Genomic DNA, 16,300 nt, shown 5'->3' with positions numbered 1-16,300 from the left:
TACATCACGTCCCTCTTTCTATCATAATTTTGGAATGTTCCATATATTTACTATAGTCGATGGAGTGCACTCCAAGTCAAGAACTTTTTTCAAAGGGGTCAGACCCCTTTGCAGTCCATTTTCAGAATATTCTCAAATCATCTTAGAATACATCAACTTTCTTGGGGTTGAGATAATCAATCAGACGTTTTATAATATTATCTTAGAATATTTAAGAATATTTAAGAATATTTGATTTTATGATACTCTGATGTGTTGGATCAGGAGGTACAAAGAAGTGATACTGTTTATATCTTTTTTGGGTAATCTACTATGGACATTATCCATATTCTGGGCTTATCAGAAAATAGCAGGGCTTAAAGTGAATCGAAGGAAAATGGGTTATGTCATCATTATTTATTTGCTGTTCACATTACTGGAGATGTTTGGATCTAAAGGCGACCTGTTGTATTCTTTCTCCCAAATTACCGGAATCAGCCTGATACTGCTCAACGAATTAGAAATTTTCTTCTTCTGCTGGATTATTACACTTCTTATATTTGACAGGAATCTGAAGCGTTCTCTGTTTCTGACTGCTGCAGTCAGTTCCAGTATTCTGATGCTTTTTCTTTCGCTAAATGGGGTGTTTCAATCACTGTCAAACGGCAGCACGCAGCTATTCCTGATTTTTCTTATTCTAATGATCCTGATTTTGTTAGCGCTTGTCTATCTGATCGTAGAAAAGCTGGATATGGCAAGACTATACCAGGAATTTGAATATAAGAACTACTCCTTTATGACAACTCTTGGCATCACACTGGTTATCTTACTTGCATACGATCTGGTGTATTATTTCCTGACAACGCTCTCTCAGGTGATGCAGACCTCTTTTCTGGTGTGTATATTGATCGTTTTTGTTATGGCTCTGTCAATGGTATATTATCTAAATATCCTGTCTTTGAAAGACAAGAAAAAGTATAGCGACATGATGCTCACCCAGCAGAATCTGTATATTCACCATCTGGAAAAGATCCAGCAGAATATGCGTACGTTCAAACATGATTATAAAAATATGATGTCCAGCCTTTACCTGCAAAGCAAAGAGGGGCATGTGGAAGAAATGGAGAAAACACTTTCCAGGCTGATCGATGATTTTGATGAGGATATCGGTAAGAAGATGAATCTGACGAACCAGCTGTCCAATATTCTGATCAGTGAAGTAAAAAGCCTTCTGATCCAAAAAATCACTAAGATAGATAAATACCAGATACCCCTGCATCTGGAAGTACTATATCCGATCCAAGCGGTAAAAATTAATATTATGGATCTATGCAGGATTTTAGGGATTCTGTTGGACAATGCGATCGAAGAGGTCAGAGATGATATGGGCGACATAAATATAGTCTTATCGAATCAGGAGGCCGGCCTTTATATCATCATAGATAATAAGCTGTTCCATGAAGTAAACATGCCCGACTTATTTAGAGAAGGATATACTACGAAAGACAGCCATCATGGAATCGGGCTTATCTCTCTGCAGAAGATCATAGAGAAATATCCAAATGTAACTCATGCAGTACAGATAAAAGATAACCGTTTTATCCACGAAATCTCTATTTTACATACCAGGAGTGAATCGAAATGTTAGAAATCTATATATGCGATGATGAACAGACGATGCTTAACTATATACGCACGGAAATAGAAAAGCAGATTCTGATACAAAATTATGATATGAAAGTGAATCACAGTGATACCGATCCTTCCCATCTTCTGTCCCATATCCTGCAAACCAATACCAAAAGGAATCTTTATTTTCTGGATGTGGAGCTGAAGAACTCAACATATGATGGTTTTCTGCTTGGCAGAGAAATTCGCAGGCTGGATCCCAATGGAACCATTATCTATGTGACAAGTTTTAAGGATCTGGCATATAAGACTTTTCAGTATCACATAGAAGCCTTTGATTATATTGTAAAAGATTCCCCCAAACAATTGAGCCAGTCTATCTGCCACTGTCTGCAGTCGGTCGTGCAGCGCCTGAAGGAAGAGAAAAAAGATGCCGCCGCATGTTATACCTGTAAAAGCGGGGACAAGCTGTACCATATCCCCATTGAGGATATTTATTATTTTGAGACCTCTTCCCGCCCCCATTATGTGATCCTGCATGGTAAAAAGGCGCGGATTGAATTCCTGGGAAAGCTTTCAGAGATTGAAAAGGAAGTGGGCGAGGGCTTTTTGAAGATCCATCGTTCCTATCTGGCCGCCCTGGATAAAATAGAATCCATTGATCTGAAACAGAATACCGTCCTGATCGGCGGCAGTATCTGTCCCCTGTCGAGAAAAGAAAAATCCCATTTACTTGAAAAAATCAAGTAATGAACTTGTTTAATGAACCAAATGATACCATTCATAGGATCGGTCATGGATATGGATGAACGTCCAAAGGGGTCTGACCCTTTTCAAAAGGGTCAGACCCCTTGCTTATCTGCAAGCTATACAGCCCACTCATATTTCCCGCGTTCTCCCACGCGATAGAAATCTGCAAAGTTGATCTGAAAGATATTTTTCTGAATATCACGAATATCAATCCTGTTTTTAATCAGATACTGCCAAGTGCCTGCGTGGGAAATATCTCCCTGGAGCAGGATTCCCTCTACTCTTCCGTCTTTTAAGACGGCTCTTTTATACTGACGCTGATCTTCGCACACTACGATCTCATCGCCCTCTTCCTGGCAGATACGCCCTACACACAGGCTTAACAGTCCAAAGAAGTTAATAGTATTCTTGATGGCAAAACGATCCGTATACTCGGTCAAAACACCACACATGTTCTTCCCTGCAACGCGTCCCTGATCCGCAGCGTTGGGCCAGATTCCTGATAATCCCGTAATATCCCCGGCTGCATAGATATCTTCCTGGTTCGTCTTAAGATAAGCGTCTGTAGTGACACCTCTGTTGCAGAGGATTCCGCTGCCCTCCAGGTAACCGACACTTGCCCTTACCCCCGCCGCAGCGATGATCATATCGCAAGCCAGCTTCTCTCCATCATCCAGGATTACCTCGTGGATCTTTCCATCCGGTGCACACTGTGCTTCACAGGCTTTTCTTCCAAGCACAAAACGCACGCCTGCCTTTTCAAACAGCTCCTGATAGCTCTTCGCTCCGTGTGCATCCAGCTGGACAGGAAGGATCTGGGGCGCCATTTCCACGATCGTGATCTTTTTCCCCCGCTCAAGTAAACCGTACGCTGCGTCCAGCCCTACAAGACCGGACCCGATGATCAGCACATCCTCAGCATTCTCTGCCTCTTTTACGATTGCCTGTGCATCACACAAGTTCCGCAGTCCATACACATTGGAGGCTTTCCTCAGTTCCCCGACGGGCGGGATGCAGCTGTCCGCTCCGTTTGCGAGAAGCAGCTTATCATATCCCACATATTCTCCTGTCTCCAGTTCGATCTGTTTTTCCTCAGGACATACCTTTACGACTTTGACACCATTCTTCCATTCTATCCGGTATTTCTCAAAGAACCCCTCCTCTGTAAAATCCAGTCCCTTTTCGTCCCGTTCCCCTGCAATAAACTTATGCAGCATACAACGGGAATGAATCTGTGTATCCGCAGAAATCATCAGGATCCCGGCATCTTTATCCAGTCCCCGGATCGTCTTCGCGGCTTCCACACCCGCAACTCCCGCACCTATAATTACATGCTTCATACCTTACACCTCCTCCACATAGATCGCCTTTTTCGGACAGGAGGCCACACAGGACGGCTCTCCGCCTGCATTGACACAAAAGTCACATTTGATCACCCTGCTCTTTGTCATACCATCCGGCTTTAGTACCCCGTAAGGACAGTTCATCACGCACATAAAGCAGGAACCACAACGTGTCTCATCATAAAAAACATGCCCGCTTTCTTCGTCCTTTCTAAGCGCACCGCTCATACAGGATTTCACACACTCCGGATCATCACAGTGGCGGCAGAACAGCGGCTTATAGCGGCCTTTGTCGTCTTTTAATATAAAGTTGCGGGACTCATTTTCAGGGTCCGTCAAATCCAGGTCATATATCGTTCCCGGAGACTTTCTGTGTGCCTGCATGCAGGCTGCCGAACAGTTCTTGCAGCCATCACATTTCTCATAATCAACCATGATACGTTTCATATTCTCCGCCCCTTTCTATATCTGGAGTCCCTGACGTTTTTCCAGAATGATCTGCTCCAGGATATCGGCAGATTCCTTTGCATCCGGGTTGATGATCACCTGTCCTCCGGTCAGCTCTTTCATGTCCTCTGTCAGCACTTTTACTGCAGTCTTACTTCCCGTCATAAACGGTGGAAGCCCCAGATGAAGCGGAAGCCCCAGCGCCAGTCCGTAGCATCCGTCTGCCAGAGCCTGCTCCTCCAGCCACTGTGCCGCTGAGAGTACGAGCGGAAGCTTTGGAAGGTCTACGCCCAGCGCTTCTGCCAGTTCTGTTGCAACAATCTCCAGACGTCCGATTGCAAGACACGGTCCAAAATTCAATACCGGAGGAATCCCCAGGCTCTCACAGACAGCCCGAAGCTTCGGTCCCGCATATTTGGCTGCCTCCGGTGTCATCAATCCACAGTTCTCGATCCCGCCTGAAGAACATCCGGCCGTCAAAACGATGATATCCCTTGAGATCAGCTCCTTTACCAGATCCACAGTCAGCACATCGTGACCTCCTGCGGTCAGATTTGAACATCCCACAACACCGGCCACGCCTTTGATATCTCCTGATACAATCAGATCAATGAGTGGTTTCCAGGTGCCACCCAGGAAATTCTTCAGCGAAACCTCACTGACGCCTGTCAATGTATTTTCATATCCATGTTCCTTCATCAGATTCATCGGTACACTGCCGCGGCGAGCAGTATATGCCTCGATGACTTCATCGATGATCTCTTCCGTTACGGCCGGGCGATTCTCAAAATCAAACTCCTTGAGCTCTGCATTTGCCTTCTTCGCCACATTGTCGATGCAGATCTGTTTGATCTTAAGCTCATCACAGATCGGCTCGATTCCCGGAAGGGTACAGTTAAATTCGGAGATCACCGCATCAATGCCGCCCGTTGCCAGGATCGCCTCACTCGTATAATTGTTGCCCGCATGCCCGTCAAAGATCTCGGTATAATGCGCTCCCCTAAGCTGCAGATCCTGCCCCACGCAGGTACATCCCACCAGCTTGAAGCCTTTTGCTCCCGCTCTTTTCGCCTTTTCAACCACATCCGGGTCTGTCAGACGGTCCTGTAAGAAGGTAAACATGGAGTGCTGATGTCCTGTGATCATAATATTAATATAATCCGGGTTAATAACACGAAGCCCGACCGGGGCAAAACGGATTTCCGGTTCACCAAGTACAATATCGTTTAAAAGGTTTGTCAGCACCAGACCGTAAATTCCTGTGGAGATTCCCAGTTTTAAGCAGTCCAGCAGCATATTGACCGGATCTGAGTTCAGGTTCGTGGAACACTTCACAACTCCGTGGAAGACTTCTGACTTCGCACCGCCCGGCAGGATCCCCAGCTCCTTCCATTTCTCAAATCTCGGAGCATAAGCCATCTTTTCCGTCAGTTCCATCTTCTCGTACTCTGGCAGATAAAGATCCTTTAGCACCGCATCCGCTACAGCTTCTGCCCTCTTATGCACATCCGCCTCTTCGATCTCAAAAATAGACGCAAGGCGGTTCAGTGTATTCACTCCCTTGATCTCCCCCTTCGTCTTTGCCACATTTTTTACATTCAGGGCCGTATTCTCCACGACATGTATGTAACAGCCGGAGCCTGATGCCACCGCCCGCAGGAAATTTCTTGCCACAATGGTATCTGCATCTGCACCGCAGATCCCTCTCGGCGCTTCAGGCGTGATCCTGCAGGGACCGTTCGCACACAGCCTGCAGCATACCCCCTGCAGTCCAAATGCGCACTTGGTACTCTGTCCTTCCACACGGTGATGGGATGTCTCCATTGGCAGATCCGCAATAAATCCCTCTAACGGTTTATCCGCGCTTTTACATGTGCTGCATCCATAACATTGATTCATAATCGTACCTCCTTAAATATGACAATTTTAGTCCACTTTAAATTTATAAAAATCTCCCCTTCCGAAAAAGGGGATATTTACAACATAACAAACAAGGCGGATATTCAAAACCCACTTCAATTTACTGATCAGGTTAAAACAGATCTGAGAGCCTGCGCGCCTTCAATTCTTCTATCAAAACCTTCTGAATCTTCACGAGCTCAGTATGCACCCGGCATACATTCCCATCCCCGTTCCTGCTGCATCGTTCTCTTAAACAGGTCATGATCAGCGGTTCCTCATCCACAGCAGTCACAATATCATACAGACTCAGCCCATCCAGAGAATTCTTCAAATAACATCCTCCAGATGCTCCCCGGTCCACTGCCACGAGGTCGGCCTTCTGAAGCTTACGGAGAATCTTGTAGGCAAAAGCCTCTGGAATCTCTTCCTCCCCGCATATATCCTTAACCGTATGCTTGGCACCATCCTTCATGGAACGCATCATACGGATCGCATAATCATTTTCTCTAGTTAATAACATGAGACCACCTCTTATCTTTGTTAATATTTTAGCTTACTTGACTTTTTTTGTCAACTTTACCTCTTTGTGGAAATCTACCTAAATTGTCTGACAAAATATAGCACATTTCACAGATAATCTATGAAACATACTTTTTTCTTGACGCTGAGAAAAATATCCTATATGATAATAATAGGAACTATTATTATATTCTAACAAACGTCTTCATCCGGGAGTGTCTTTTCCTTTATTACACCTGATCTTTACCTCAAACGAAGGGTAATCTCACATCCCCCAACATCACAGTATTTGCTTTGACAGCGTAAGGTTTAAACACCTTACTTTTATGCTGCATAGGCAGGAAGGAGTAACAAAATGAATGAAAATTACAAAAAACTCACCAATGAAGCAGGTGCACCTGTTGCCGACAATGAGAACTCCATCACTGCGGGACCCAGAGGCCCGGTAATGATGCAGGATGTGTGGCTTATGGAAAAGCTGGCACATTTCGACCGCGAGGTCATCCCGGAACGCCGGATGCACGCAAAGGGCTGGGGCGCCTATGGTAAGTTCACCGTTACACATGATATCACACAATACACCAAAGCAAAAGTCTTTTCTGAGATCGGTAAAGAGACCGAAGTCTTTGTCCGTTTTTCCACTGTTGCCGGGGAACGCGGTGCGGCAGATGCAGAGCGCGATATCCGCGGTGTTGCGATTAAGTTTTATACGGAGGAAGGGAACTGGGACCTGGTAGGCAATAACACCCCCACCTTCTTCATCCGCGACGTACATAATTTCCCGGATCTGAACCGCGCAGTAAAACGCGATCCTTATACCGGTATGCGCAATCCACAGAATAACTGGGACTTCTGGACCCTTTTGCCGGAATGCTTCCACCAGCTCACCGTTGTAATGTCCGACCGCGGCATCCCGGACGGTTTCCGACATATGCACCTGTATGGCGAGCACACCTTCTCTTTTTATAATGATAAAAACGAGCGGGTATGGTGCAAGTTCCATTTCAGGACCCGGCAGGGGATCAAGAACCTGACAGATGAGGAGGCAGAAAAGATCAACGGAATGGACCGTGAAAGTGCCGGACATGACCTGTTTGATGCTATTCAGCGCCAAGATTATCCCAAATGGACCATGTATGTACAGATCATGACCGAGGAACAGGCCCAAAACCACTATGAAAATCCATTTGACATCACGAAGATCTGGCGGCATGCTGAATTTCCTCTGATCGAGGTGGGTGAACTCGAGCTGAACCGCTGGCCGGATAACTATTTCGCAGAAGTCGAGCAGGCAGCATTTACCCCGGCACATGTGGTACCAGGGATCGGCTTCTCACCGGACAAGTTCCTGCAGGGGCGCCTCTTTGTATATGGCGATGCACAGCGCTACCGTCTCGGCGTCAACCACAACCTGATCCCGGTGAACCAGGCAAAGGGCGTAAAAAATGGTGTAGCCGATTACCACCGTGACGGCGCCATGCGCACGGACGGCAACTACGGCAAAGCCCCCGCTTACAGCCCGAATTCCCTTGGTGTCTGGACCGCCCAGCCGGAAGTGATGGAACCGCCTCTAAAGCTGGATGGGGCGATGTGGAATTACGATCCAAAGGACGATCCGACCAACGATGATTTCCGTGCCGGCGGCGACCTGTGGCGTGTTATGACCGAAGATAAAAAGGAACTCCTCATTAAGAATACCGCCGCAAACATCGCACCTGTCACAGAAAATATCAAATACCGCCATGCTGCCCACTGCTATCTCGCCGATGAAGAATATGGCAGGCGTGCAGCCGAAGCAATGGGACTGGATTTTGAAAAAGTGAAAGACCTATCCAAGCTAAGCAATGAAGAGCTCATCCAGGCAACGATCGTTTAAACCGCTTTGAGAGCACAGCCCGGTAGATTTAGAAAGGCGCGGAACCAATTTCCGCGCCTTTCCTGATTCTTTTGGATCTTTAGCCCAGAATCTCCTTCAAGTCCTCTTCTGGTGTCCCGATAGGAGCGATCTTATATTGGTCCGCCAAAAAGCCTAAAACATTTTTTGAAAGAAAGCCCGGCAGGGTCGGACCCAGCTTAATATTCTGAATCCCCAGATGGAGCAGGGTCAGAAGGATACACACCGCCTTCTGCTCATACCACGACAGGATCATGGACAGGGGAAGCTCGTTCACACTGCACTTGAATGCTTCCGCAAGTGCTGCAGCCACCTTGACCGCACTATAAGCATCGTTACACTGCCCCATATCCATCAATCTCGGCAGTCCCCCGATCGTTCCCAGATCCAGATCATTGAACCTGTATTTTCCACATGCCAGCGTCAGTATCACTGTATCCCCGGGTGCCTTCTTTACAAACTCAGTATAATAGTTCCTGCCCGGACGCGCACCGTCACATCCGCCTACCAGGAAGAAATGCCTCACAGCTCCTGACCTCACAGCCTCTGTTACCTGATCTGCCACACCAAGCACCGTCCCATGTCCAAATCCGGTCAGCACCTTACTGCCTCCGTTGATGCCGGTGAACGCCGTGTCTTCTGCAAAGCCTCCCAGTTCCAGCGCCTTTTTGATTACCGGCGTAAAATCTTTTTCCTCACCAATATGCACCATCTCAGGATACGAAACAACCTCTGTCGTAAATACCCTGTCCGCATAGCTCTCCTTCACCGGCATCAGGCAGTTTGTCGTATAAAGGATCGGTGCCGGAAGCCGGTTGAATTCCTTCTGCTGGTTCTGCCATGCGGTTCCAAAGTTTCCTTTCAAATGAGGATACTTCTTCAATTCCGGATATGCATGGGCTGGCAGCATTTCACCATGGGTATAGATGTTGATCCCCTTCCCTTCTGTCTGTTCCAGCAGAAGCTTTAAGTCATAAAGATCATGTCCGGTGATCACGATAAACGGCCCCTTTTCCACTGTCAGAGACACCTCTGTAGGTACAGGTGTTCCGAAAGTCTGTGTGTTTGCACGGTCAAGCAGCTCCATGCATTCCAGGTTCACCTCTCCGACCTCCATCACAACCAAAAGCAGATCTTCCATCCCCCAATCCTCCGCCAGTACATACAGCGCCTTATAAAAAAACTCATTCACTCTCTCACTTGTGTATCCCAGTACCATCGCATGATAGGCATAGGCCGCCATCCCCCGTATCCCAAATAAAATCAGTGACTTGAGAGAACGGATATCTTCCTCCGCCTCCCAGATACGAGACATCTCATAATCATCTGTGTTTCCGCATTTTGACTGACAGCCTGCACATCCGGGGGCAATACGGTCTTTTTCTTCCCTGACTCTTTTGATCAGCTCCACGAGCGTCTCATCATTAAAGTTTACGTTCGTCACCGTCGTAAACAATCCCTCCAGGATCAGACGATTTGTATCTTCTGTCTTCGGATTCGCTGCGCAGGCACGCGCAAGTCCGATCAATGCCCCTGTCAGTTCATCCTGCAGCTTTGCATTTGCTGCTGTCTTTCCACAGACTCCGGCCATTTTTGTACATCCAAAACCTCCCGCAGTCTGTTCACACTGGAAGCAAAACATCTTATCATCCATCTTTTTTCTCCTTTACTTTTCATGTTTATATCGTACCTATTCCCTTACCACTTCTTTACCTGTTCAGTATATTACAGCCGGCATCCCAAGTATGTTGTTTTAACAACAAAATATCATCCTTTTTCACGATCATTATTTAATTCCCCTGAAATTTCCTATATCATAAAAAAACTGGCATCAAGCCGCCAGGCTCAACACCAGTTTTTATAAACATAATCTCATATGCTATTTTCTATCCAGAATAAACTTAAGCGCCTTATTCTCTGGCATCGGCTTTGCATAGTAAAAGCCCTGTATCTGGTCTACTCCAAATTCCACTACCATTCTCTTCTGCTCTTCTGTCTCCACCCCTTCCGCGATTACCTTCATTCCCAACGCCTTAAAGATCTTTGACAGATTTCTGACTGCCAGGGCCGAGTTCTCGTTTTCCATGGCTGCATCCACAAGACTCTTATCCAGCTTTACGGTTCCAAATGGAATATTGATGACCGTTGCGATGTTTGAATATCCTGTTCCAAAGTCATCTAATCCCATTCCGATTCCCTGCGCCTGCATCTTTTCCGCAAAATCAGCTACCACCTGAGGGCTTTCTGCAAGAGTACTCTCTGTAAACTCTATTTTTATCATCTCAGGAGGTGTATCATTCCTGTCCAAAATATCTAAGACCCGTTCTACAAGATCCGGCTGTGAAAACTGGAGTGCCGAGAAATTGACATGTACGGCTTCGATCTCTGCCCCCTTCTCCCTAAGTCTGCCAACAAACTTACAGACCTTGTCCAAGATAATATAGGTCAGTTCCACGATCAGTCCTGTCTCCTCTGCGATCGGGATAAATTCCGAAGGATAGATCGGGCCGACCGGAGATTCCATGATCCGCATCAGGGATTCTGCATAGAGAAACTTCCCGTCCTCAATGGAATAGATGGGCTGATAATACATTTCAAAATGCGGCTCTTCAAACTGGTTTTCCAAGATCTGTATAATCTTCCTCTTTCTTTCCAATGCCCCAAGCATCTTCTTATCGCAATAACAGATCTTCTCATTTTTCCCCTGCTTCGCCTGCGCCACAGCATACTCAATTGAATTGATGATATTCTCAAGACTCTCCGTCCCTCCCGAATGCCAGACGATCCCCATTGCCGCTGAAAGGATAAAACGGTACTCGTCCGCCTGCCATGGCTGTTCCATCCGCTTTTTTATTGTCATCACGCAGTCCTTCACAACATCCGCATCTGCCTCAAAGAAAAGCAGGGCAAATTCATCTCCGCTAAAACGGTAGACATTCCCCTTTGGGCCCAGCTTACTCAGGAAACGGGCCACCTCTTTTAAAAAGAGATCCCCTTTTTGCTGCCCGCAGTTATTATTAATCTGCCGAAAGGACCTTAGCGAAACGATCAATAGCGTAAATTTTTTCTCAGGCTCCCGTTTTAACAAAAGTCCGATCATGTCCAGCAATTCCTGCCGATTTGGTAAGTTTGTCAGATAGTCCACCGAAATCTGTTTATTCTGCAAATGCAGATAGATGATCAGAAGGGCACATGTTGCTGCCGAACCGGACAGCATCACGTACGGTAAAAGCTGCTGTACAAATACCACCAGCATCGTAAGAAGCGGGCAGACGATCAGGATATTATAAATCTCCTGATCCAGCTGCCTGCGGTTATATAATGCCACCCCCATGCTGGCCAGTGAATAAATATAAAAGGCACAATACATCAGGGCGATCCAGTCGCCTCTCATATATCCCTCTGACTCAGTGATATCAAATATATGCCGGTTATAGGGATTGCTCAGGACCATCAATATGTAAACCGCCCCTGGGATCACTCCGGCTAAGATCAGCCTCCTGGCCTTCTCTATATCAATATAAATGACAGAAACTGTGTACGAGTAATATGTAAATCCCATAAGAGGCGTCAGTATAAAATAAACGGTAGTCACGATCCAAGTCAGCCACATCGGGAAATTATTATATTGTGAAATCATCGCCGTAGACAAAAGATTCGTCAAGACCGCACCAAACGTTACTAACAGACAGCTCTGAAAAATCTTATTCTTCAACGTAGGAAGATGACTCCCCCTTCTTGCATAGACCCATATAATGCCCAGCATGATCAAAGAAACCATTTCTCCCGTGATATTCCACTCCACTTACACCACCTGCCAATCCCCTCTTATAATCAGCTATCTTATATGTGATAGTTTATATTTTATCATAGTAACGTGACAGTGTCTATGACAGAAGCCGGATATCAGGAATTTTTTTCCTGCCATAGCAAGCACTTTTTAGGGCATCTGCCAGGTTAAATATACCTATGACCGCTGAATGTTATGTAGCATCCGCTTATTTGTTAACCGTTTTTATTATTAGGTTGACATTTTCTATATTTTCCGCTATACTAAGCCTCAGATTCTTGTAAATATGAAAACTGAAAGGAACATAAACTATGGAACAAACATCTGCTAAATCATCCTTTATTACAACGAAACAGCTGGCCCTGGCCGGTGTTATGACCGCAGTCATCTGCATCCTGGCGCCTTTTGCCATTCCGACACCATTCAGTCCGGTGCCGATCACCCTGGGGACCCTGATGCTTTATATCGCAGCCTATGTCCTGGGAATGAAGCTGGGTACTATCAGCTGCCTGATCTATCTGCTTCTCGGTGCCGTCGGCCTGCCTGTTTTCTCCGGTTTTAGCGGAGGATTTGCAAAAGTTGCCGGACCTACCGGCGGATATATGCTCGGCTATATTTTCCTTGTGGTGATCGCCGGATTTTTTATCGAACATTTTTCCGGGAAACTGATCTTTGCTATACTCGGTTTGATCCTCGGTACTGCATTCTGCTATCTGTTCGGCACCATCTGGCTTGGGGTCCAGATGAACCTCTCTCTGCCTCAGGCCCTGGCCGCCGGAGTCATTCCATATCTGCCCGGAGATATCATAAAAATTATCATTGCCTGCCTGTTCGGGCCGAAACTAAGAGCTGCCATCCAGCGCATTGGAATCTAACCCTATTAAAAAAGCCCTCTGTCAAAGTGAAAAGACTTTGGCAGAGGACTTTTTTATATGCATATAGACTTTTACCTGCGGACTGCAGTTTTGTTTTTCAAAGCTTCTGAGAGCGTTCCTAATTCTGGATTCCTCTCATGGTCAGCTGGATCCGTTTCTTTTTCAGGTCCACGCTCATGACCTTCACATCTACGATATCCCCCACACTGACAGCCTCCAGCGGATGCTTGATGTATCTGTCCGTGATCTGTGAGATATGTACCAGTCCGTCCTGATGGACCCCGATATCCACAAAGACCCCAAAATCGATGACATTGCGCACGGTTCCTTTTAAAACCATACCTTCCTTTAAGTCCTTCATCTCGAGCACATCTGTGCGAAGGATTGGTTTTGGCATCTCATCACGCGGGTCACGTGCCGGCTTTTCCAGCTCTTTTACGATATCGCGCAGGGTGATCTCACCGATTCCCAGTTCTTCCGCCAGCTTCTTATAATCCTTGATAGTCAGTGAAAGACCTGTCAGATTGCCGCCTGTAATATCTTCCAGGTTGAATCCCTGTTTCTTTAACAGCTTTTCTGCAGCCTCATAAGACTCCGGATGCACGCCTGTAGCATCCAGCGGATTCTTTCCTTCCATGATCCGCATGAATCCGGCACATTGTTCAAATGCCTTTGGTCCCAGCTTCGCCACTTTCAGCAGTTCCTTCCTGTCGTTGAATCTGCCGTTCTCTTCCCTGTATATCACGATATTCTTAGCGATCGTGCCTGTGATGCCGGAAATATAGGAAAGCAGCGGCGCAGATGCTGTATTCAGATCTACACCGACCTTATTGACACAATCCTCTACCACGCCGTTCAGTGACTCACCCAGCTTCTTCTGATTCATATCATGCTGATACTGTCCCACTCCGATAGACTTTGGATCGATCTTAACAAGCTCTGCCAGCGGATCCTGCAGCCTTCTCGCGATAGATGCTGCACTTCTCTGTCCCACATCGAACTTCGGGAACTCCTCGGATGCCAGCTTACTTGCAGAATACACGGATGCTCCTGCTTCATTCACGATCACATACTGTACCTTTTCCGGGATCTCCTTTAACAGCTCTACGATAAACTGTTCAGACTCCCTGGATGCGGTGCCGTTTCCTACGGAAATCAAAGTAATATGATATTTTGCAATGATCTTCTTCAAAAGCTCCTTGGATGCCTTGATCTTCTGCGGTGTTGTCGGAGCGGTCGGATAGATGACGGTCGTGCCAAGCACCTTTCCGGTCTCATCCACAACTGCCAGCTTACACCCTGTACGGAAAGCCGGATCCCAGCCCAGCACGACCTGTCCGGTGATGGGAGGCTGCATCAAAAGCTGGTGCAGGTTCTTTCCGAACACCTCGATAGCGCCGTCTTCTGCCTTTTCCGTCAGATCATTCCTGATCTCGCGCTCGATCGCAGGTGCGATCAGACGTTTATAGCTGTCCTCAACGACCTCCTTTAGTACAGGAGTTGTATAAGGATTCTCCTTAAGGATCGTCTTTTTCTCCAGGTACCGGATGATATCCTCCTCCGGTGCTTCGATCTTCACCGTCAGGATCTTCTCCTTCTCCCCGCGGTTCAAAGCCAGGATCCGGTGTCCTGCGAGCTTATTTACCGGCTCCTCAAACTCATAGTACATCTCGTAAACAGACTCTGCCTTCGGATCTTTTGCCGTGGAGATCAGTTTTCCCTTCTGCATCGTAATCTTACGGATCCAGATTCTATAATCTGCCTCATCAGAAATCGACTCTGCAATGATATCCTTCGCCCCGGCAATGGCTTCCTCAGCGCTGCCGACTCCTTTCTCTTCGGAGAGATACTTCGCCGCCTCGTTCTCCAGCGGTTCCTTCGTCTGCTGCAGAGTAATCAGAGCCGCCAATGGCTCCAGTCCCTTTTCCTTCGCGATCGTCGCACGTGTCCTGCGTTTCGGCCGGTAAGGGCGGTATAGATCCTCCACCACTACCAGCGTTTCGGCAGCTAATATCTGCGCCTTTAACTCCGCTGTCAGCCTGCCCTGTTCCTCAATGCTGGATAAGACCTGTTCCTTCTTCTCTTCCAGATTCCTAAGATAGATCAAACGCTCATGCAGCTTACGAAGCTGCTCATCATTCAGAGAGCCTGTTACCTCTTTTCTATATCGTGAAATAAAAGGAATCGTATTCCCCTCGTCGATCAGATTTACCGCAGCATCCACCTGCCAGCGTTTTACGTCTAATTCTTCTGTCAATCTCTGATTAATATCCATGATATCTTGTACCTCTTTCTTTTACTCCTTACCTATGGTTCCAAAGAATCATAACGAATTCTATTATACAGGAGTTACGCCTTCCTTTACAACAGTTTTTCCTCTGTTTTCCGATTCTACTCCCTGTTTTTTAAAACCTCGGCAGGAAGGATCCTTTCAATCCGCCGGGCCACAAATTGATTCATGATAACATATAATCCAAGAACTGCCCCGTAAAGTCCCAGATAAGATCCCGGAGGAAGCTGCGTGTTGATTCCACATGCCGCATTGGACACTAACAGAGGATACAGTACATCCATAGCCGCCTTGGAAAGCGGAATGCACACAGCCGCTCCTGCAGCAGCTATCAGAAAGTTACCACTGAGATACAGTTTTTTGATCTCTTTCTCTCGGTATCCGAAAATCTTGACTAATGAAATCCCCATTGAGGATCGGTCGATCATGACCTTCGTCATCAGATACATGACCACGCAAAAAATAAGTGTCCCGCATACTGACAGCATCATCATCGGCGTCATCTTCTCTACAAATATATGTTAGTATACCTCAGACCCAAACGGCATCAATGCCAGCTTCGCCAGCTTAAACTGCTGCATTCCAAATGGGATCCCCACGATTGACACACAAAGCAGTGCCCCGATCACCAGAGATTCCAGTGCAAGCGGAATCCCGGACACTATCATCCATATAATATTGAGCAGCATAGAGCCGGCTCCGCCGCCATAATGTACTTCTTTCCCAAACGGGAAAAAACTAAGTGCCGCAAACTTGAAGCACTGCATCCCTACTGGTATCCCCACGATAGAGAGACACCATAAAAGTCCGGCAAACGCCCAGCTTAATCCGCTGAGACATCCGCCAAATATAAACCATAAGACATTACCAAGACATCCCATA

The 16,300-nt window shown here is 46.7% G+C and carries 13 protein-coding genes; 4 read left to right on the top strand and 9 right to left on the bottom strand.

Annotated features, from left to right (window positions below; all coding sequences use genetic code 11):
* Positions 1-361: 361 nt before the first annotated feature.
* Both AC4OGX_RS05135 and AC4OGX_RS05130 read left to right on the top strand, forming a co-directional pair.
* The gene (locus tag AC4OGX_RS05135) at positions 362-1,627 is read left to right on the top strand and encodes a sensor histidine kinase (RefSeq protein ID WP_493328878.1); all 1,266 of its coding nucleotides are present in this window, start codon (positions 362-364) and stop codon (positions 1,625-1,627) included.
* On the top strand, positions 1,621-2,358 hold the full coding sequence (locus AC4OGX_RS05130) for a LytR/AlgR family response regulator transcription factor (protein ID WP_493328877.1): 738 nt from the start codon (positions 1,621-1,623) through the stop codon (positions 2,356-2,358). The genes AC4OGX_RS05135 and AC4OGX_RS05130 overlap by 7 nt, the downstream gene beginning before the upstream one ends.
* Positions 2,359-2,474: 116 nt before the next feature.
* Here the strand turns inward: AC4OGX_RS05130 and AC4OGX_RS05125 are convergent, their stop codons facing one another.
* From AC4OGX_RS05125 to AC4OGX_RS05110, 4 genes are all read right to left on the bottom strand, one after another.
* A complete protein-coding gene (locus AC4OGX_RS05125; protein WP_493328876.1) occupies positions 2,475-3,698 on the bottom strand; it encodes an NAD(P)/FAD-dependent oxidoreductase in 1,224 nt (407 codons plus the stop codon).
* Positions 3,699-3,701: 3 nt separating this feature from the next.
* Positions 3,702-4,148: a 4Fe-4S dicluster domain-containing protein gene (locus AC4OGX_RS05120; RefSeq protein ID WP_493328875.1), complete on the bottom strand. Its 447-nt coding sequence runs from the start codon at positions 4,146-4,148 to the stop codon at positions 3,702-3,704.
* Positions 4,149-4,163: 15 nt separating this feature from the next.
* Positions 4,164-6,047: an anaerobic carbon-monoxide dehydrogenase catalytic subunit gene (cooS, locus tag AC4OGX_RS05115; protein ID WP_493328874.1), complete on the bottom strand. Its 1,884-nt coding sequence runs from the start codon at positions 6,045-6,047 to the stop codon at positions 4,164-4,166.
* A gap of 133 nt (positions 6,048-6,180) precedes the next feature.
* Positions 6,181-6,570 (bottom strand): RrF2 family transcriptional regulator, encoded by a 390-nt coding sequence (locus tag AC4OGX_RS05110; protein WP_493328872.1) that lies wholly within the window; start codon positions 6,568-6,570, stop codon positions 6,181-6,183.
* Between the two features lie 354 nt (positions 6,571-6,924).
* Here AC4OGX_RS05110 and AC4OGX_RS05105 point away from each other — a divergent pair, with 354 nt between their 5' ends.
* Entirely contained in the window at positions 6,925-8,445 is a 1,521-nt protein-coding gene (locus AC4OGX_RS05105; RefSeq protein WP_493328871.1) for a catalase, read from the top strand.
* A gap of 79 nt (positions 8,446-8,524) precedes the next feature.
* Here AC4OGX_RS05105 and hcp read toward each other — a convergent pair whose 3' ends face one another.
* Positions 8,525-10,117: a hydroxylamine reductase gene (gene hcp / locus AC4OGX_RS05100; protein ID WP_493328870.1), complete on the bottom strand. Its 1,593-nt coding sequence runs from the start codon at positions 10,115-10,117 to the stop codon at positions 8,525-8,527.
* A gap of 225 nt (positions 10,118-10,342) precedes the next feature.
* Entirely contained in the window at positions 10,343-12,244 is a 1,902-nt protein-coding gene (locus AC4OGX_RS05095; RefSeq protein ID WP_493328937.1) for a putative bifunctional diguanylate cyclase/phosphodiesterase, read from the bottom strand.
* Positions 12,245-12,564: 320 nt separating this feature from the next.
* Here AC4OGX_RS05095 and AC4OGX_RS05090 point away from each other — a divergent pair, with 320 nt between their 5' ends.
* Positions 12,565-13,128, top strand: a complete 564-nt coding sequence (locus tag AC4OGX_RS05090; protein ID WP_493328868.1) for a biotin transporter BioY — start codon at positions 12,565-12,567, stop codon at positions 13,126-13,128.
* Positions 13,129-13,246: 118 nt separating this feature from the next.
* Here the strand turns inward: AC4OGX_RS05090 and AC4OGX_RS05085 are convergent, their stop codons facing one another.
* The 3 genes from AC4OGX_RS05085 to AC4OGX_RS05075 all read right to left on the bottom strand — a co-directional run bounded on the left by AC4OGX_RS05085 (position 13,247) and on the right by AC4OGX_RS05075 (position 16,299).
* Positions 13,247-15,403 (bottom strand): Tex family protein, encoded by a 2,157-nt coding sequence (locus AC4OGX_RS05085; RefSeq protein WP_493328867.1) that lies wholly within the window; start codon positions 15,401-15,403, stop codon positions 13,247-13,249.
* 116 nt (positions 15,404-15,519) lie between these two features.
* Complete coding sequence (locus AC4OGX_RS05080) at positions 15,520-15,912, bottom strand: FtsX-like permease family protein (protein WP_493328865.1); 393 nt, start codon at positions 15,910-15,912, stop codon at positions 15,520-15,522.
* Between the two features lie 27 nt (positions 15,913-15,939).
* Positions 15,940-16,299 carry a YccF domain-containing protein gene (locus AC4OGX_RS05075; RefSeq protein WP_493328864.1) on the bottom strand — a complete coding sequence of 120 codons (360 nt, stop codon included), beginning with the start codon at positions 16,297-16,299 and terminating at the stop codon, positions 15,940-15,942.
* Position 16,300 lies beyond the last annotated feature (1 nt).

The organism is Faecalicatena sp., assembly GCF_058819085.1.
The sequence above is the reverse complement of the archived record's forward strand: the minus strand, read 5'-3'. Positions and strand labels throughout refer to the sequence as shown.